General features: G+C 62.1%; 20 protein-coding genes. 6 read left to right on the forward strand and 14 right to left on the reverse strand.

Annotated elements, in window-relative coordinates; all coding sequences use genetic code 11:
• Positions 1 to 43 precede the first annotated feature (43 nt).
• Genes QSV46_RS24415 through QSV46_RS24445 form a run of 7 tightly spaced genes read right to left on the reverse strand, consistent with a single transcriptional unit; the run spans position 44 to position 6,561 of the window.
• Entirely contained in the window at positions 44 to 1,252 is a 1,209-nt protein-coding gene (locus QSV46_RS24415) for a phosphopentomutase (RefSeq protein WP_314957670.1), read from the reverse strand.
• A complete protein-coding gene (locus QSV46_RS24420) occupies positions 1,240 to 2,193 on the reverse strand; it encodes a beta-xylosidase (RefSeq protein ID WP_314957671.1) in 954 nt (317 codons plus the stop codon). The genes QSV46_RS24415 and QSV46_RS24420 overlap by 13 nt, the downstream gene beginning before the upstream one ends.
• Positions 2,193 to 2,957: a TIGR04290 family methyltransferase gene (locus tag QSV46_RS24425; protein ID WP_314957672.1), complete on the reverse strand. Its 765-nt coding sequence runs from the start codon at positions 2,955 to 2,957 to the stop codon at positions 2,193 to 2,195. Before QSV46_RS24425 ends, QSV46_RS24420 begins: the two co-directional genes overlap by 1 nt.
• Positions 2,954 to 3,763, reverse strand: a complete 810-nt coding sequence (locus tag QSV46_RS24430; RefSeq protein WP_314957673.1) for a nucleotidyltransferase family protein — start codon at positions 3,761 to 3,763, stop codon at positions 2,954 to 2,956. The genes QSV46_RS24425 and QSV46_RS24430 overlap by 4 nt, the downstream gene beginning before the upstream one ends.
• A gap of 1 nt (position 3,764) precedes the next feature.
• Positions 3,765 to 4,868, reverse strand: a complete 1,104-nt coding sequence (locus QSV46_RS24435) for a glycosyltransferase (protein ID WP_314957675.1) — start codon at positions 4,866 to 4,868, stop codon at positions 3,765 to 3,767.
• Complete coding sequence (locus QSV46_RS24440; protein WP_314957676.1) at positions 4,865 to 5,461, reverse strand: histidine phosphatase family protein; 597 nt, start codon at positions 5,459 to 5,461, stop codon at positions 4,865 to 4,867. Before QSV46_RS24440 ends, QSV46_RS24435 begins: the two co-directional genes overlap by 4 nt.
• Positions 5,461 to 6,561 (reverse strand): inositol-3-phosphate synthase, encoded by a 1,101-nt coding sequence (locus QSV46_RS24445; RefSeq protein ID WP_314957678.1) that lies wholly within the window; start codon positions 6,559 to 6,561, stop codon positions 5,461 to 5,463. Before QSV46_RS24445 ends, QSV46_RS24440 begins: the two co-directional genes overlap by 1 nt.
• Before the next feature lie 317 nt (positions 6,562 to 6,878).
• Here QSV46_RS24445 and QSV46_RS24450 point away from each other — a divergent pair, with 317 nt between their 5' ends.
• Positions 6,879 to 7,193, forward strand: a complete 315-nt coding sequence (locus QSV46_RS24450) for a hypothetical protein (protein ID WP_314957836.1) — start codon at positions 6,879 to 6,881, stop codon at positions 7,191 to 7,193.
• Positions 7,194 to 7,206: 13 nt separating this feature from the next.
• Positions 7,207 to 8,199, forward strand: coding sequence for a hypothetical protein (locus tag QSV46_RS24455; protein WP_314957680.1), 993 nt, complete (start codon positions 7,207 to 7,209; stop codon positions 8,197 to 8,199).
• On the opposite strand, the gene QSV46_RS24460 is transcribed toward QSV46_RS24455, so the two are convergent.
• The 3 genes from QSV46_RS24460 to QSV46_RS24470 all read right to left on the reverse strand — a co-directional run bounded on the left by QSV46_RS24460 (position 8,136) and on the right by QSV46_RS24470 (position 10,808).
• Entirely contained in the window at positions 8,136 to 8,918 is a 783-nt protein-coding gene (locus QSV46_RS24460; RefSeq protein ID WP_314957682.1) for a Crp/Fnr family transcriptional regulator, read from the reverse strand. The two genes, QSV46_RS24455 and QSV46_RS24460, sit on opposite strands and share 64 nt — an antisense overlap.
• A gap of 164 nt (positions 8,919 to 9,082) precedes the next feature.
• Complete coding sequence (locus tag QSV46_RS24465) at positions 9,083 to 9,616, reverse strand: hypothetical protein (RefSeq protein WP_314957683.1); 534 nt, start codon at positions 9,614 to 9,616, stop codon at positions 9,083 to 9,085.
• A 16-nt stretch (positions 9,617 to 9,632) separates the two neighbouring features.
• Positions 9,633 to 10,808, reverse strand: coding sequence for a zinc-dependent alcohol dehydrogenase (locus QSV46_RS24470; RefSeq protein ID WP_314957684.1), 1,176 nt, complete (start codon positions 10,806 to 10,808; stop codon positions 9,633 to 9,635).
• Positions 10,809 to 11,427: 619 nt separating this feature from the next.
• On the opposite strand from QSV46_RS24470, the gene QSV46_RS24475 reads away from it, so the two are divergent.
• From QSV46_RS24475 to QSV46_RS24490, 4 genes are all read left to right on the forward strand, one after another.
• The gene (locus tag QSV46_RS24475; RefSeq protein WP_314957685.1) at positions 11,428 to 11,634 is read left to right on the forward strand and encodes a hypothetical protein; all 207 of its coding nucleotides are present in this window, start codon (positions 11,428 to 11,430) and stop codon (positions 11,632 to 11,634) included.
• A 2-nt stretch (positions 11,635 to 11,636) separates the two neighbouring features.
• Complete coding sequence (locus tag QSV46_RS24480) at positions 11,637 to 11,852, forward strand: hypothetical protein (RefSeq protein WP_314957838.1); 216 nt, start codon at positions 11,637 to 11,639, stop codon at positions 11,850 to 11,852.
• Between the two features lie 113 nt (positions 11,853 to 11,965).
• A complete protein-coding gene (locus tag QSV46_RS24485; protein ID WP_314957687.1) occupies positions 11,966 to 12,883 on the forward strand; it encodes an NAD(P)/FAD-dependent oxidoreductase in 918 nt (305 codons plus the stop codon).
• A 34-nt stretch (positions 12,884 to 12,917) separates the two neighbouring features.
• Positions 12,918 to 13,871, forward strand: coding sequence for a cation diffusion facilitator family transporter (locus tag QSV46_RS24490; protein ID WP_314957688.1), 954 nt, complete (start codon positions 12,918 to 12,920; stop codon positions 13,869 to 13,871).
• 12 nt (positions 13,872 to 13,883) lie between these two features.
• Here QSV46_RS24490 and QSV46_RS24495 read toward each other — a convergent pair whose 3' ends face one another.
• The 4 genes from QSV46_RS24495 to QSV46_RS24510 all read right to left on the reverse strand — a co-directional run bounded on the left by QSV46_RS24495 (position 13,884) and on the right by QSV46_RS24510 (position 18,177).
• Positions 13,884 to 14,090 (reverse strand): hypothetical protein, encoded by a 207-nt coding sequence (locus QSV46_RS24495; protein ID WP_314957690.1) that lies wholly within the window; start codon positions 14,088 to 14,090, stop codon positions 13,884 to 13,886.
• A 145-nt stretch (positions 14,091 to 14,235) separates the two neighbouring features.
• Positions 14,236 to 14,625: a response regulator gene (locus QSV46_RS24500; protein WP_314957692.1), complete on the reverse strand. Its 390-nt coding sequence runs from the start codon at positions 14,623 to 14,625 to the stop codon at positions 14,236 to 14,238.
• Positions 14,615 to 17,755 (reverse strand): CheR family methyltransferase, encoded by a 3,141-nt coding sequence (locus tag QSV46_RS24505; protein WP_314957693.1) that lies wholly within the window; start codon positions 17,753 to 17,755, stop codon positions 14,615 to 14,617. Before QSV46_RS24505 ends, QSV46_RS24500 begins: the two co-directional genes overlap by 11 nt.
• A complete protein-coding gene (locus tag QSV46_RS24510; protein ID WP_314957839.1) occupies positions 17,752 to 18,177 on the reverse strand; it encodes a type II toxin-antitoxin system ParD family antitoxin in 426 nt (141 codons plus the stop codon). Before QSV46_RS24510 ends, QSV46_RS24505 begins: the two co-directional genes overlap by 4 nt.
• Positions 18,178 to 18,181 lie beyond the last annotated feature (4 nt).

The following is an 18,181-nucleotide window of genomic DNA, read 5'->3' on the forward strand; positions in this document are numbered from 1 at the left end:
CCCTAACCTGGATCAATAACCTGAGTGAATCGCAGGCGTGCTGTCAGAAGCTGGTGCCCTGGAGGCGCGGCGGCAGCTCGAGATGCGCGGCGACGGACGCTCCGATGTCGGCAAAGCCGGTCCGCCGCCCGATCCGTGAGCTTCGCCTCGCATTCAGGGCCAGGATCGGCACCTGCTCGCGGGTGTGATCTGTTCCGCTCCAGGACGGATCGCAGCCGTGGTCCGCGGTGATGATCAGAAGATCGTCGCTTCGCAGGCCGTCCAGCAACTCCGGCAGGCGTGCATCGAAGGCTTCGAGCGCCGCGGCGTATCCCGTCACGTCGCGGCGATGGCCGTAGATCGTGTCGAAATCCACGAAGTTCGCGAACAACAGGCCGCCGTCCGCAAGGCCATGCAGCTGTTTGAGCGTGGCGTCGAAGAGTGCATCATTGCCGTCGCCTCGCGTGTTACGTCCGGTGCCGCGGTGGGCGAAGATGTCGTCGATCTTCCCGATCGAGACGACGTCGCGATGGTCGCTCTCGGCGAGATCGAGGAGTGTTCGTCCCGGCGGGGGAACGGAATAATCCCGGCGGTGCGAGGTCCGCTTGAAGTCGCGTCCGGAAGTGCCGATGAACGGCCGCGCAATAACGCGGCCGATATTCAGGGAATTGACCAGCTTGCGTGCGATCGAACAGACCTCGTAGAGGCGTTCGAGCCCGAAGGCCTCTTCATGTGCGGCGATCTGGAAAACGCTGTCGGCGGAGGTGTAGCAAATCGGTTCCCCGCTTTGCATGTGGCGCTCGCCGAACTCGGCAATGATGTCCGTTCCGGAGGCGTGACAATTCCCGAGAATGCCGGGCAGCATCGCTTGCGCACACAGGCGCTCCACCAGTTCGCCAGGAAAGCAAGGTGTTGTTCTTGGAAAATATCCCCACTCGAACGGGACGGGAACGCCGGCGATTTCCCAGTGCCCCGATGGCGTATCTTTGCCCCGCGACACCTCGCTCGCGCATCCGAACTGGGATTGCTCGACGGCGACGCCGCCCAGACCCGGAGGAATACGCCCGGTGGCGAGGCGGCAGGCTTGGCCCAGGCCCATTGCCACGAGATTGGGAAGACGCAAGGGTCCCTCGCGCGCGTCGCCATCGGCGTGCCCCCGCGCGCAGGCGTCGGCGATATGACCGACAGTGTCGGCGCCCTGATCGCCGTAGTGCCGGGCATCGGGGGCGCCACCGATGCCCACGGAATCCATTACCAGGATCAGGGCACGCATGCACGCTCCTCATCGGCGGGCGCAGGAGGCGGGGTGCGAGCCGAGACGCCGGTTCTCACGCAGTAACGCTCGACCATTTGCGCGCAGAAGTCCGCGAATTCGTTCACGTCAAGCGGTGGACTTGTGTGGTGAGGGGCGATGCCCCTGTGTTCGGGCGTGAAGCAGAACGTGACGGTAACCTGAAAGCCTGCCAGGGCATCCATCTGACGATCGAACCAATCAAGGGCGTTCGGACGGAAGCTGTCAGCCCACGACAAGCCCGTCCTGAGATGCACCACGCCGAGGCGCTGCATCCAGCGCGCTGCATCATCCAGGCGATGATCCTCGAAGTGAAACCACTGGCACAGGCCCATGTCGCGCGCGTAGCGGCCAAACAGGTCGAGCGCGGCCTTCGGCGTCCCATCCTCACGCAGCAACCCCATGTGAAAATGGCGATAGTAGGAGGAGCCCTCAGCCTCCTTGTGCCGCGTGGTGGCTTCCCAGGTGGAGGGGAGATCGTAGAGGCTGTACCAGTGAATACGTGGCGCATGGCCGATCAGGAGTTCTGCCGTGCGCGACAGACCCCAGGCCTGCACCTCTTCGGCGCCGAAGGACGAAACGCCGACTTCGGTCACCCAGACCGGAAGCGAGGTGACCGCCCTTATTTCATCCAGCTTGTTCGGCCATTCCCCGATTTTCCACAGATTCCAGTCCAGCGGAAAGCCGTGCACGGCCACCGCATCGACGTGGTCGAGAACGCCCCGGACCTGCATGTTCCGGACGAAGGATGGATCGATCGGTGATATGCCGCCCAGCACGCGCGGCAACGCCGGATGCGCGGTACGGATCGCCTTGCCCGCGGCGGTGACCATGTCTGCGAACATTGCCCAGTCGGGATCGATCAGGATGTCCCAGTGCGATTTGTTGTTCGGTTCGTTCCAGATCTTGGCAGCTTCGATCATCAGCCTGGTCTCCGGACGGGATAGACGGGGCCGTCAGCTTGCGGCCGCTCTGTCCGCTTGCAGAGATAGACCTCGTCTTCCGGATGTGCGGTGATAGCGAAACCAGAACTGCGGAGCATGGCCTCCACGCAGGCCCGGTTGGGCACCCACCAATTGGTGGGATCATCGGCGTATTTGTGCTCGACGAAATGCAGCTTCGGATAGCCGGCCGAGTCGAAATGCTCCGTGGTCCAGAAGTCGTAATTCCTATCCACGAAATCGACTTGGCTATCGCCGCGCTGCATCGATTGGAACAGCAGCAGATCGCCAGCCACGTGCTCATGGATGAGGTCCAGCGCGAGCAGGGGATGCCGAAGGTGATAGAGCACGCCCATGAAGATCACGAGATCGAACTTTTCGTGGAGCTGGCCCACGTCATAGGCCGACATCTTGCGAAACTCGATCCTGAGCCCCTTGACGTCCGCGGCGAAGCGAGCTTGTTCCAGATACTCCTCGTCGGTATCGAGCCCGAGCACACGCTCGGCGCCGCGCCGCTTCATTTCCATCGCGTAAAAGCCGGCGTTGCAGCCGATATCCAGCACGGTCTTTCCTTCGAGCCGGTCAGGAATGACGCCGGAGAACCGTCGCCATTTGACGTTCGGGTAGTCGCCGAGGAAATGCGTGGGTGCGGTCGGAACGCCGTCAAGATCGAGATTATGAAACCACGGACCCAGCGCATCGATGCGCCGGCGAATTTCATCACGGGAAAGGACGCCTCGGGTCATGCAACCGCTCCGTCGTTCGTGATGGCCGGCGCGCGCCCCGTATCCGGGGATCCGCCGGCTCGCAATCGCGAGCGGCCGTTTCCCGTGGCGCTCCCAGCGAGCAGGGCCATCGCCGTCCGATAGCCATCGATGGTGCCGACATCGACATAGGATTCGCCCGCCTTCACGCCAGTACCGCGACCGCCGGCGGCGAGATAGGCATTAACCAGCGTGCCGAAATATTCGTCTTGGCGATCGCGCTCGCTCCAGAGCGCCTGGAGCTGGCGGAACCCTTGGGCGGACATCCGGAAGGCTCCCCATATCCATTTTGACGCGGGATCCGGTTGTTTCACCTGAATCTCTTTCACCTGGTCGCCATCGAGCATCACAGCGTCGAAAAGCTCTGGGTGTTCCACCGGAAACAGGAGGAAGGAGAGGTCGGCGTTCGGCAGCGCCTGCAACGCGGCCTTGGGAAACCAGACAGTGTCGGGAAGACCGACGACGACGTCCTCGTCCTTGCCGACGACCGTGCCGGCTCGGAACACTGCGTCGCACAGTCCGGATGGCTCCGGCTGCACGACATAGGCGAGCTGGGCGCTGCCATAATGGTCACCGAAATATTCGAGAATGTCGGACTTGCCGGGCGAGATCACGAAGCAGATTTTGTCTGCACCGCCCAGGATCAGGCGCTCCAGAAGATATTCAGAGACCGCGCAGGGACGGTCGGTGCCGTCATCTTCCCGGCGGCCGACCGGTAGCAATTCCTTCGAGAAGGCGAGTGGCTGGATACGGCTGCCGCGACCAGCAGCCGGCACGATGCCCCACATGTCAGGTCTCCTCGGATTGTTGATGGCGCGTGCCAGCGCATGCGGCTCGTTCCAGCAGCGAGATGAGTTCGCGGGCCCGCTTGTCCGATGTGTGCTTGTCCATGGTTCGCTCGCTCGCCCTTTGCGCAATGCGTCGAAGCTCGGCATCGGGCATCGCCAAGGCCGCGAGTGTGTCGGCCTCGTCGCGTGCGATCAGGATCTCGTCGCCGGGAGCGAAGAACGCCTCGATCCCTTGCCAGTTGTCGCTCAGGAGTGGCGCCCCGCAAGCCGCGGCTTCGAACAGTCGGCCAGACGGGCACCAACCCATCTCCGCCATTGCCGGGCGCGTGACATTGAGCGTCAGACGAGACGACGCAAAGAACGGCGCATGTTCAGACGGCGGCAAGTGCTGGACGAAATAGATGTTGGGCGACCATGGGAAAGTGTCGGGATATTGGGCGCCTCCGATCAGGAAGCGAAGGTCGTGCCGCGCCTGCGCGGGCTTCACGAACAATGTTTCGAGCGTTTGCTGACGATCCTCGGAATACGTGCCGAGGTAGGACAGGTCTGCGCGATAATGTGGTTGTGGCGATACCGGCCTGTGAATGTCGGTGTCGACATGACCGTAAAGCGCGTCGACATGACGTGCGCCGAGCCTGGTGCGGAACTCGTCCGAGATCCGTGGTCCTCCGGTGAAGCTCAGGACCAGATCGAAGTCCTTCAGGCCGCGCCGGCCGATATAGCTCACCGCTTCTCCCGCCATGAGCTTCGCCAGAGTGACCGGCGTGTCCAGGTCGTAGAACACTAGAACTCCGCGACCCTCGTCAAGGATCAGTTCGGTCGCCGCGATCGCGTCCGGACAATACGAGGTCACGATTGCGACGTCCGCGTCGCGAATGTCGCTTCTCGCCGTGGGACGTACGTTGTCCCAATCCCAAAACAGGGTCAGACGACCACCGGGCAACTCGTAAAGATCCCTGGCTCCGGCGTAATACGGCACGTCGCGCTCGAAGAACACGATTGTGTGTCCGAGCCGCGCCAGATGCTTGCAGAGGCCACGCCACAGGGTCGCATGGCCATTGCCCCAGGAGGAAGAGATGGTCAGGCCGAAGATGACGATCTTCACGCAGACACCCGCTGGTTGATGCCGGTGATCGTGAGCCCACCGTTTTCAACGCTGAGCGTACTGATGCTGGCTGGATCAATCTCGATGGAGAGGAAGTTATCGAGCTCAATTCGGGAATAATGCAGGAGCGCGGCCCGAATCGGCTCCGCGTGGCTGACAGCGACAATGGTGTCGTCGCGATGATCGCTTCGCAGTTGCTCGAGATGGCCTACGACGCGGCGCTGGAGCGATCGCATGCATTCGCCGCTCGGCGGACGGCTCGCTCCGCGCCGCGTATTCCAACTGGACCATTGCGGATCGCGGCCGAGGTCTTCGAAGGTTCGTCCGGTCCATTCGCCGTAATTCAGTTCATCGAGGGCGGGCACGATCTCGACCGGGAGGCCGAAGCGAGCGGCCACGATGCAGGCCGACTGCATGCAGCGCCGCTGCGGGCTTGACAGGATCAAGGTCGGCCGCGGCCTGATGGTGTCGGCACAACGCGCCATCTCCTGACAGCCGAGATTGTCGAGCGAGATCCCCTTCATCCGTCCGCATAGGGTGCGTCCCAGCAGGCCGTGATGACCGTGACGCACGAGGTGAACGATCATCGCCATCACGTATAGGCCTTGTCTGCGATGAAGGCCCGTGTCCGGCGTCCGGCCTCCTCATCGGTGAACTGCCGCGGCGGCGACTTCATGAAGTAGCTCGAGGGGCCCGTCAGCGCGCCGGCCTGTCCGCGATCCATCGCAAGTTTGGCGCAGCGGACCGCGTCGATCACGACACCGGCCGAATTGGGGGAGTCCCAAACCTCCAGCTTGACTTCCGCACTCAGGGGAACGCCGCCGAATGTCGTTCCTTCCAGCCGGATGAAAGCAAGTTTACGGTCGGTAAGCCAGGGCACATGATCGCTGGGGCCGACGTGGATGTTGTCGGCTTCCATCGGAACTTCGAACTGGCTGGTGACGGCCTGTGTCTTGGATATCTTCTTGGACGTCAGCCGCTCCCGCTCGAGCATGTTCTTGAAATCGGTATTGCCGCCGACGTTGAGTTGGTAGGTTCGGTCGAGCCTGACGCCGCGGTCGCGAAACAGATTGGCCAGCACGCGGTGAACGATGGTGGCGCCGACCTGGCTCTTGATGTCGTCGCCGATGATCGGCAAGCCTGCGTCCTCAAACCGCCGCTGCCAATCGGGGTTCGAGGCAATAAAGACCGGGATGCAATTCACGTAGCCGCAGCCGGCCTCGATCGCACGTGCGGCGTACCATTCGCTCGCCTGCTGGGACCCGACGGGAAGATACGATACCAGAACGTCGGTGCGCGATGTCGACAGGACCTCCACGACATCGGCTTCCGGAACGTCGGCGATCGGGATGTCGTCCTGGAGGTAGCGGCCGACCCCGTCCATGACGGGCCCGCGCTGCACGATCACCCCGGTTTCGGCAACATCGCAAAAGCGGTGCGTGTTGTTCGGCTTGGCCAGGATCGCTTCGGCAACATCGCATCCGACCTTGGTTGCGTTGACGTCGAATGCCGAAGCGATCTGAATATCGCTGATGTGATAGCCGCCGAGATCGACATTCATCAGCCCGGGCACCGGCTCGTTCGACTCGGCGCTCCGGTAGTAGGTGAGCCCCTGGACCAGAGAGCTTGCGCAATTGCCGACACCGACGATGCCGACGCGCACGCGCCGCCTGTCTTGAAGACGTGAATGCATGGATTGAGGCCCTCCAGGACGCAAGTGGCGTCGACGTAAGTAGATCGGCGAACGTGCGGCGGGTATGTTCGTTCCTGCTCAGGTCATGCTGCGGAGCGGCCAGAGCGCTTTAGGCCACACAAAATGCAAGAGGCTTAACCTGGATTAGAATCTGCAGGCGCTTGGAGGGAACGAAGAGCTTCCTGGTGGAAGAAGAAGATGATGATGCTGCCGCCTTTCGGCGCCCAAAGAACCAATGCTGCCGGCCGGCGTTGGACGGGAAAGCGGGGCCCTCACCCGCACGTCGGAGTCCAGCGCGCCAGCAAGGAAGGTGCCCAATGAAAGCGAGCCATTCAAAGACCCAAGACCATTCGACCGCTCAGGACAGCGAAGCCCAGAAGACCACCGACCACGATGTCATTCGGAAATGGGCGGATCAGCGCGGCGGAAAGCCCGCCACCGTCAAGGCAACCGAGGACAACGGACATGCCGGTATCCTGCGGATCGATTTCGATCCTCCCGATGAAGGTCTGAAGCGGATCGGCTGGGACGAATTCTTCGAGAAGTTCGATGACGCCGGGATCGCGTTCCTTCATCAGGATCGGACCAAGGACGGTGAGTTGAGCCGTTTCCACAAGTTCGTAAAATCCTAGTCGGTGGCCTCGCATGGGCGGGCAGGGCGGCTGGACAGAAGCAATGCGTGCGGGCGCGTTCCTGCAGGCCTGGGCGATCACAGATCGGGATCTGGCGACGCTTGCGCTGCCTCCCAAGCATGCGGGGCCTCGTCATCTCCAACGGATCTGGCGAGGCGAGCAGCTCGCAGACAAGCATGTGCTTGTCCGCTGCTATCACGGACTCGGTGACACGATCCAGTTTCTCCGTTTTATGCCCGCGCTTGCAGCCGTCGCCCGCAGCGTGACAGTCTGGTGCCAGGCCGAGCTGTTGCCGCTGGTCGAGCGAACGGAAGGCGTCGACCTCGCTATTCCGCTTCACGATGGGACGCCCTGCGTTGAATTCGAGACGGATATCGAGATCATGGAAGTCCCCCATGCCCTCCGTGTCGGGCGAGACGCGGCCGAGATGCGAGCGCCGTACCTGACGCTGCCGCACGGTGGCGCATGTGCGGAACCACTGGAGCACTCCAGCGGCTTGGCCGTCGGCCTGGTCTGGGAGGTCGGCGCCTGGGACAAGCGGCGTGCCATTCCTGCGGAGCTTTTGCGACGTCTTGGGCATGACAACATAACGCTATACTCGCTCCAGCGCGGCGCGGGCGCCGATCGTCTCGCGGAAACGGGCGCACGGGACATCAGCACGCCTGACATCGTCGCGCTCGGACATCGTCTCCGTCAGCTCGACCTCGTCGTTTGCGTCGACACGATGGTTGCGCACCTGGCGGGAGCGCTGGGATGCGAAGCCTGGGTGTTGCTGCATGCCGACTGCGACTGGCGTTGGCCTGCTTCGGAAGCACATACCTTCTGGTATCCAAGCTTGCGGCTTTTCCACCAGGAAACGTCAGGCCAATGGGACGGCGTTGTCGATGAAGTGCGGCAGGCGCTGCTCTCGCGCGCCGAGCGGAAACCGGGCCGCATGAAGCTTCAGGCGAGTTCCACTCCCATCGAGACTGCTGCCGGCTGCGGCGGCCGCGCTCCGCCGCCGTGAGGACGCGTGTGCAGATAGGCGGGATCGAAACCTGCAAGACGGACCAGGCCCGGCCAGTCCGTGATGGTCATGGTCTTTCCATGCCATTGCAGGAGGTTGCGCCGACGCAGTTCCTGTATCGTTCGATTTGCGTGGACTGGGGAGATACCGCACGCCGCCGCGAGGTCCGATTGCGTGAAGGGTGAAGAAAAGCTGAAGTCCTTCGCGAGACCGACGCCGTGCAGGCGCTCCCTGATTTCGCAAAGAAGGTGCGCCACGCGGCAGAGGGCATCACGGCTGCCCAGGGTCACGGTCCAGTTTCGCTGGATGGCCAGATCGGCCAGCATCATCAGAAGCAACGCCCGGGACATCGCGGGCGAGTTCGCGGACAGCTCCCGAAAGAAGTCGTGAGGCACGAGAGCGATGACGGCTGATCCGAGCGCGACGAGATTGGCCCCGGCGGAAGGATGGTAAAGTGTGGGCAGATCGGGAACGTCGCCGGGAACATATATCGACGTGATCTGCCCGTCCTGTCCCGCCGCGACGTGCCAGCAAAGATAGCCTTGCAGCAGAAGGCAGCAATGCTCCGTCTCACCGTGGTGTCGCACCACGGTCTGATGAGCTCCAACGTGCACGATGGTGCTCGGCATGTGCGCGAGCAAGTCAAGGTCCTGGGTGGTCAGATCGGTGAGGCTCGACAGTCTGTCTGCCAGCTTGGAGAAAGCGAATCCTGCTTGCATCAGGCGTCCAGTTACACGTTGCCAGCGTGGTATTTGACCTTGGTTGGAGGAGTGTCACATTAACGTTTGCTAAGTCAGCGGGCAAAGTACATTTCGCCGGCATCCTCGGTCACATTGCTTGGGACTTCACGACATGCCTTGCGGCCTTGACCGTCGCAACATGCTCAAGAGCGGACGCCGTTCGTCAACTGCCTGGCCCGATCTCTGACAGCCGCGAGCCCGCTTGGAAATCCGCTCCGGTCCGGGTAGAGCCGGCGCCTTGCTCCGGGCGAAGGACGCTTCGGCCTGGTCTCCTGCGCGGCGCGATAATCGAGCATTGCGATGCCGCCGATCATGAGAAGGGCCAATGCGACGTTGCCCTTCTTGGGATTGTCCGGCGTCAGTGCCGAGAAGAGGGCGGCAGCATCCAGGCCGTCGCCGCCGACGCGCGCCCACAGGCCGGCGTTCTTGTCGACGGAGAGGGACATGATCCCGCTGACGATTTCCCGGGCACCGAACGCGCGCACCAGCGTTTCCTGCCCCTCCATCCCCAGCGTCTGCGTGACCCGGCGCGGTGCGAAAAGCTCGGCCAGTCCGAGGCCGATGCTGAACCAGCCGAGCGCACGCGCCAGCCGATCTTCGGGCCGCGCGAGACTGGTTCCGCTGTCCACGATCCTCGGATCGCCCTTGGTCCTCACGATGTTGGAGAAATGAAACATGTCTTGCTCGCTTGCTTCAGGGCTTCAATACGACCTTGACGCAGGAGTCCCGCTTGTCGCGAAACACCTGGTACATCTCCGGGCCGCGTTCCAGGGGGACGGTGTGCGTGATCACGAAAGACGGATCGATCTCGCCTTGTTCGATCCGGCGGAGCAGGTCGTCGGTCCAGCGGTTGACGTGGGTCTGTCCCGATCGCATCGTCAGTCCCTTGTTCATGAAAGCGCCCATCGGAATCTTGTCGGAGAAGCCGCTGTAGACGCCCGCAACGGAGATGATGCCGCCGGGGCGGCAGACATAGATCATCTCACGCAGCACATGCGGTCGATCGCTTTCGAGCATCACCATCTGCTTGGCGCGGTCGAGCAGCGTGTCCGGCTGCGAGGCCGTCACATGCGCTTCCATGCCGGTCGCATCGATGCATTTTTCCGGACCCCTGCCGTCCGTCAGCTCCTTGATCCGCTCGAGCACGCTTTCGGTCTCGAAGTCGATCGTCGTGGCGCCGCCGGCCTCGGCCATGCTGAGCCGTTCCGGGATGCAGTCGATGGCGATGACCTGATTGGCACCGAGCAGGATAGCGCTGCGGATCGCCATCTGGCCGACTGGCCCACAGCCCCAGATCGCAACGGTGTCAGTCGGCTCTATGTCGCAATGAACGGCGGCCTGCCAGCCTGTCGGAAAGATGTCGCTGAGAAACAGCACCTGCTCGTCCGGAATGCCCTCGGGAACCTTGATGTGCGTGGCATCGGCAAAGGGCACGCGCAAATATTCCGCCTGGCCGCCCGGATAGCCGCCGGTCAGATGCGTGTAACCGAACAGTCCGGCGGTGCTGTGCCCGAATACCTTGTCGCCGAGCTCCCGCTTGCGGTTGGTGGTCTCGCAGACCGAAAAATTACCGCGTTTGCACTGATCGCATTCGCCGCAAATGATGGTGAAGGGCACCACGATGCGATCGCCCTTCTTGAGCTTGCCATCGACGCCGGAGCCGACCTCGACGACTTCTCCCATGGTCTCATGTCCCATGATGTCACCGGGCAGCATCCCTGGAATGAAATTGTGGAACAGGTGCAGGTCCGAGCCGCAGATGGCGCAGCTTGTGACCTTGATGATGGCGTCACGCGGGTCCTGGATCTCCGGATCGGTCACGGTGTCGCACCGGATATCCTCCTTGCCATGCCAGACGAGCGCTTTCATGGGTTTCTCCAACCTGAGCTTGACGCATCTAAGTCGAGCAAAAAGCGATAGTTGCTATGGCGGCTTGAAAAATCGCTGTCGAACTGCTTGCCAGGCAGCACCGCAACATGGCTGCGCCCGGCACAGCGAAGTCCTAGGGCGAGCCCGCAAGGTGCTGCGCGGCTTCAAAAATACGCAGCAGCGCAGGCCGCCGATTCACATTCTATAATGCCGATGCTGTCGCCGTCGTCAAAACTCTCGGTGTGGAACGGGGGCTGCGGTGGCGATGGACCACGTAGAGCGCTTTTTTGTGGGCACTGCGGTTGCCGGCTTTCTGATGATGGTCGCAGCGCTGGTCTGGATGGCTGTGGCCTGACAGGCAATCACCGCGGCTCGCCTTTTTGGCGAGCGCTATGACTGCACACACTTCGTGATGTCTCCAGCCCCGCTTCGGCGCTGAGCTTGTCTGCCATTTTTTGAAAATCTCGCGCGAGATTAACCTATCCGAATGCGGGAACAGGGCTTGCGCCTGAAGCTAACGGTAGTGCCGCTTGGGCCGCCCCAGGCCGGCATGCATCGGCCCCGGCGCCATACCTCCTGCCGGGGCCGTTTCCTTCCTCGTAAGTCCGTGGAAGCGCACATGACCGCCACACGCAAGCGAACTAAACAGACGCAATCGCTCCAGCAGCGGCTGCTGACATCGGCAGATAAGGCACGTGAGCACGCGCAGCGCATGCCGCCGGGCAAGGCACGAGATATCTTGCTGCAACGTGCGATGCAGAACGAGGTGGCCTCCAGCCTGACGGATTGGTTGAGCGCGCCCGGGTACAGGAGATCGGACGAGTGACCATGCACGGCATGAGGCATTACCGCGCCTTCCAGATTGATTTGGACGGCCATGTTTTCGGCTGCATCAATCTCGTCTGTGGCGATGACGAGGAGGCCAAACGCGAGGCGGCTTCGCTTGTGCTCACCCATCGCATCGAGCTATGGCGCCTCGACAGGCGAATCGCACAATTCGACCTGCCTGCCGAGGGCGCTCACGCCGCCGCCTTCATCCGCTAGTCCGAAACCGGATCGCGCTTCTGCTTCCTATGGCGCGGAACTGCGCCTTGCGACCCGGGTTGGTCGAAGGTCGCGCATCGCGGGTTTGAAAGCCGAAGGCAGGGTTCAGCGCTATGGCTCGCCACCATGAAACAAGCGAGGCAGCACCGCTTGATTGCCTGATCATCGGGGGCGGTCCGGCCGGGTTGCTGGCCGCGATCTATCTTGCACGGTTTCGGCGCCGCGTATGCGTTGTGGATGCCGGTGCAAGCCGCGCTGAATTGATTCCGCAGAGCAATAATGTTCCTGGCTTCGCGCACGGCTTGTCCGGCACCGACCTGCTTGCGCGGATGTCAGCGCAAATCGCTGACCTTCAGGTGCGGCGAGTCACGTCCGAGGTCACTCACCTGACGCGGAGTCAGAACGGATTCCACGCCGCTTGGGTCGGAGGCGAAACCGACGCCAGGGCCGTCGTGCTGGCCTGCGGGATCGTGGACCATCATCCGCCTTTCCAGGAGTGGCGAACTGCGATCGCCGACGGCCTTTTGCGCTACTGCCCTGTTTGCGATGCCTACGAAGCGATTGGTCGCCGGATGGGCGTCATAGGCCCGCCGGCTCATGCCGCAGGCAAAGCCTTGTTCTTGCGCGGCTATTCTCGGGACGTGACCGTGCTCGCGACCGAACCTGCTGATGCCGAAGCAAGATCGCGGCTGGCCGCAGCCGGCGTGGAAATCGTCGATGCACCCAATGTGCAATTGAATCGCCGGGGTCGCAGGCTTCAAGCCTCTTTCAACAGAGGGGATATCATCGAATTCGATATCGTCTACCCGGCGATGGGAGCTGAGGTCCGCTCGCAACTCGCAGTGTCGCTGGGTGCAAAACATACAAAAGACGGATATCTCAGTGTTGATGATCATCAGCGCACCTCCGTAGAGGGCCTGTATGGCATTGGTGACGTCGTCACTGACGTTCATCAGATCTCCGTTGCGTTTGGTCACGCGGCGGTGGCTGCATGTGCAATCCATAACAGCCTGCCGCGACATCTCGTGTAGGCCGTCTGCCCACCACCCTGGCGAAGAGAGTGCGATGAGCGGGGAGGAAAGATCATCAAAAACTGCCGTCTATGCCGCATTGGTTGGAAACGCCATGGTTGCGCTGACGAAGATCGCCGCCGCGCTTTGGACGGGAAGTTCTGCGATGACCAGCGAAGCCATCCACTCGGTCGTCGATACCACCAACGAGGCGCTGCTGCTTTACGGCTATCGTCGTGCCAATCGGCCGCCGGACGAGTCCCACCCGCTCGGATACGGCCGCGAGCTCTATTTCTGGAGTTTCATCGTTGCATTGCTGATCTTCGCGCTCGGCGCGGGCGTGTCGTTCTATCAGGGCGTCGTGCACGTGATCAGTCCGGATCCCATCGAGGATCCCATCGTCAGCTATGTGGTGCTCGGACTGTCTTTCGTTTTTGAAGGCACATCCTGGCTGATCGCCCTTCGCCGCTTTCGCGCAGACGGTGAGCGGTTCGGCTATTACAGGGCATTCATCCGGAGCAAGGACCCTCCGGCATTCATGGTTCTTCTCGAGGACAGTGCGGCTCTTGTCGGCATCGTCATCGCAGCCATCGCGACGGCGGCGGCAGTCTTGCTGAAGCAGCCGGTGTGGGACGGCGCCGGGTCTATTCTGATCGGTGTCCTCCTCGGAATGACGTCGGTCGTGCTGGCGCGTGAAAGCAAAAGCCTCCTGATTGGAGAGCCGGCCGACCCGGAACTCGCACGGTCGATTCTGGAACTGACCAGGCAGTCACCGGGTGTGCTGCGGGCGAACGGCTTGCTGACGGTTCAGATGTCCCCGACGGAAATCGTCGCGGCTCTCAGCGTCGAGTTCTCCGATGACAGACGCGCCGATGACATCGAGCAAGCCATCGTGGCCATTGAAACGCAGATACGCGAGCATCATCCATCGGTCGTGACGCTCTTCATCAAGCCGCAGACCAAGGCGCGATATCTCAGCAATCGCGCGCGCCGGCTGGGGGAGGCTTGAAGCGTAGTCCTCTCAGAAGGCGCGCTTCTGGGGATCATCGCGGCGCTGGGCCGCCTCGGTGTTCCGATCGAGTTGCGCACGCTCGCTTCTGCGCAACCGGCCGGTCTTCATGACGCCATACAGGATCGCCCCACCGAGAATGAAGGCGCCAATGAACAGCATCCAAAGTGCCGTCACCGAGATATCTCCAAGGAGCATTCCGACGCCGCTGTTGCCCATGTTCCGCTACTCGCTCTGGCTTTGCAGAATGGAAACGTCGAACGCCGCGCCATGGTTCCCAAGTCGCATGGAACGCGCGGGCGGTGGGTCGTCGGGAGCCCGCGTGCCCCGTGCCGCCCAGCCTCAGGAACGCGGAGAAATCCTCCTAGGCAGCATCATTGTTGAACAATCTGCCAAACATGGAAAGGAGCGTGACCTGATCGAACGGCTTTTCGCATCGTGGATGATCTCGATAGCGCTCATCAAGCGCATTCCGGCTGTATCCAGTCGCAAACAGGAAGGGAATCGAACGCGCGGCGAGCGCATCGGCGACAGGGTACGATTTGCTGCCATGAAGATTGACGTCGAGGATGGCGCCGTCGAAACTTTCGGGGGCGGTCTCGACCATGGCAAGCGCCTCATCGACCGAGCCGACCGGTCCGATGACGTTGACTTCAGCGTCCTCCAGGAAATCGCTTAGAATCTGAGCGAGCAGGTAATCGTCCTCCACGACGAGGATCCGGCGGCCTCGAAGGGTTGCGGATTCACCCGGCACTCAATGCTCCCTGTCTTGCGGAGGCATCTGTCGCCGGCAGCGGCAATTCAACATGACAGAGCACCCCGTCCTCGCCGAACGACAGTTTGGTCTTGGCGCGCAAAGTATATGCGAGCGCCCGCTCGATGAGGTCCCGCCCGAAGCCCTTGTGCGATGGCTTGGACAGCTTGGGAACTCCGCTTTCCTTCCAGTTCAGCAGCAGACTCGGAACGCTCTCGCCGTTGCTTTGAACGCTCCAGGAGACCTCGAGTTTTCCTTGGTCCTCCCTAAGCGCCCCGTACTTGATCGCATTCGTCGCGAGCTCGTGCAGGGCAAGTCCGATGGTCTGGACGAGCTCGAAATCCAGGGCGACCGGCGGACCGGACAGCGACACCTTGTCGTCGTCTGCGCCGACGGCCTGCAGTTCCAGCCGGATGATGTCGCCAAGATCGATGTGACCGTCCATGGCACCGCTGACGAGGCTCTGAACGCGGCCGAGGGCCGCAAGCCGGGTCGAGAACGCTTGCAATGAGCCGCCTTTTCCGAGGGTCTGTTGAGCCAGCGATTGGACGACTGACAACAGATTGCGGGTCCGATGTTGAAGTTCGGCGATGAGAACGCGTTGTCGGGCTTCCGAACGCGTCAGGCTGGTGACATCGATGAACGTGACGACCACGCCCTCGATCTTCTGGCCACCGTCGCGGTAAGGCGCCAGCCGCACCAAATAGTGAGGGCCATGTCCGCTGTCGACCCTTCTCTCGATCGGATCCGCGCCTGCGAACACCCGCGCGATGTCGTCTGCAAAGCCCGTGAGGTTCAGCCTGCTCGAAAGGTCGGTGATCGGCCGTCCCTTGTCGGTCGGCAGTATGTTGAACACCTTGGAGACCGCCGGGGTAAAACTGCGGATGGCGAGCTTTCTGTCGAGAAAAATGGTGGCGACATCGGTGCTTTCAAACAGGTTTTGCAGGTCGTTGTTGGCCCGGTCCAGCGCATCCACCTTGCCGTTGAGCTCGGCATTGACCGTATGAAGCTCCTCATTGACCGATTGCAGCTCTTCCTTCGAAGCCTCGAGTTCCTCGTTGGTCGACTGCATTTCCTCGTTGACCGAGACGAGCTCTTCATTCGAGGACTTCAGTTCTTCCAGCGCAGTTTCGTACTCCTCGATCATGGATTGCAGACGGTCCCTGGTCTCGCGCAGCTCGCGCTCGGTGTGCGCAGCCGCGCCGTCATGACTGATCTGAGCCCGGTTCAGGGCCTCCTCCCGGCTGAGAACCGGTCCTTGATCGGAGAAGAGCACCAGAAAGAGCGGCTCGCCGGTGGTGCTATCGCCCAGCGGCTCGATTGTCAGATTGACGATCTGGACCCCGCCGTCCTCGCTGTCCAGCGAGATGCCGTTGCGCGTTGCCATTCGTCCGGTCTCGACAGTCTCGCGGAACAGCGTCCGCAGATCGAGCCGAAGGCCCTTGCGAGCCATCGTCAGCAGTTGCCGCGTCGGCGCCCCCGCCGGCGCTTCCAGATATTTGCCGGTCCGTGTCGAGTAGTAGACGACGTCGCCGTCGTGGTTCACAACGACATGCGGAGGAGCGAAATGCTCGACGACCTGCTCCTCCACGACGTGGCGCAAGGCGAGGCCGGCGAGCGGCTGCCGCCGCGGAACGAGGTCCGTACTCGGCCGCAGACCGTGCAGGGCAATGGGAAGTCGTGCGGGAGAGGCAGAGTCGGCGCGCCGGCGAAAAATCCGATGTCGCTTCTCGACCGGTACAAATAATTCCGCAAATTGGCTGACATTTTCGGCTGAACCGAGAAAGAGATAGCCTTCCGGGCGCAGCGCATAGTGGAATGTCGGGATCACCTGATTCTGCATGTCGGCGCCGAAGTAGATCAGCAAGTTGCGGCAGGACACCATGTCGATGCGCGAGAACGGCGGATCGCGAATGACGCTGTGCGGCGAAAAAATGCAAAGCTCGCGCACGTCCTTGGACACGACATAGCTGCCGGCATCCGACACAAAAAAGCGCCTGCGCCGCTCGGGCGACACGGTATCCAGCAGGGCACCCGGATAGCGGGCAGCCCGCGCCGCCGAGAGCGCCCGGTCGTCGATGTCGGTTGCAAAGATCTGCACCCGCGGCACCGCGGTCAATCGGTCCATATACTCCCGCACCAGGATTCCGATTGAAAACACCTCCTCTCCGGTGGCACACCCCGGGATCCAGATCCGAACCGTGTCGTCGGCCCCGCGCCCTTCAAAAAGCTTGGGAATGACCGACGTCGCGAGCGCCTCGAAGGCGTCCTCGTCACGGAAGAAATTCGTGACATTGATGAGCAAATCGCGGAACAGGGCGCCAACTTCAGGCGGCTCCTGCCGCAACAGCTCCACATAGGCTTCGATCGTCGTGAGTTGGGTGACCTGCATGCGGCGCTGAACGCGACGGATGAAGGTTTTCGTCTTGTAGCCGCTGAAGTCATGACCGATCTGATTTCGGAGGATGCCGTAGATCTCCGGCAAAGCCTGGCTGACCGTCGAATCCTCGGCGGGATCGGCCGCGCCGCCGGTCAGCTGTTCGAACAGATGGTTGCTGCGGGCAAACTCGACCAGCTTCGCCCCCATGTCCTGTACCGGAATGGCAAAATCGATCAAGCCACTCGAGATTGCGGCATCCGGCATGTCCGGATGCTGGGGGCCGAAGCCGTCGCCGACCTGCGCGAACGTAATCCCGCCACGCTCCTTGATGGCCTTGACGCCAAGTGTGCCGTCGGCATCCCCACCGGAGAGAATGACGCCGCCGGAGAGCTCGCCGATATCAACGGCCAGCGCGCTCATGAAGATGTCGATCGGCTTGCGCTCGCGGCGAGTGTTGTTTTTGCGCAGCGTCAGCTGTCGGTTCTCGATGCCAAGGATGGAATCGGCCGGCATCACATAGATATTGTCGACTTCGACGGTCATGGAATCGGCGGCGACCCGCACTGGTAGATCCGTATAGCGACTCACGATTTCGTGCAGCACACTTTCCCTGTCCGGGCTGAGATGGGTCACGATGACCAGCGCGAGCCCCGGTTGTGCAGGCAGACCGCGAAAAAATCCTTCCAGCGCTTCGACGCCGCCAGCTGACGCGCCGAGGCAGATGATGGGAAAGTCTGCTGTGTCAGTCACGTTCGTGAACTCCGCGACCGTGCGGCGACGCCGTTGGCCTTGGCTCCGGAAAGTGGTCGCTTGGTAAGGCCGGGCCAGGATGAAGGCTGCGATCGCGAAGCGTCTTTCTCCAGCAGGCGCAGGGCCGCCCTGACGACCTCGCTCGACGTCCGGAAACGGCCCGAGGCGACTTGCGCAGAGATGAAGTCGCAGAGTTCGCCCGTGAGGGACACGTTCAGGCTGTGCTTGCTGGGCATTGGCGAGCTCCGCTGGGTGGCAACCACTGCTACCCTCGCAGCAAACCTGCCCGTGTCAAGAACGGGATCCCACCCAGGTGAGTTCCAAATGATGGTTCCTCGTCCGCACCGTCGGGATCGTTCTGCGATGCGGCGAGACGCGGGCAAGTGCCGGCCCGCGGTCGGCAGCGAGTATCGTCTCGACATCTGC

Origin of the sequence: Bradyrhizobium cosmicum (assembly GCF_032290525.1) — a bacterium.
Lineage (GTDB): Bacteria > Pseudomonadota > Alphaproteobacteria > Rhizobiales > Xanthobacteraceae > Bradyrhizobium > Bradyrhizobium cosmicum_A.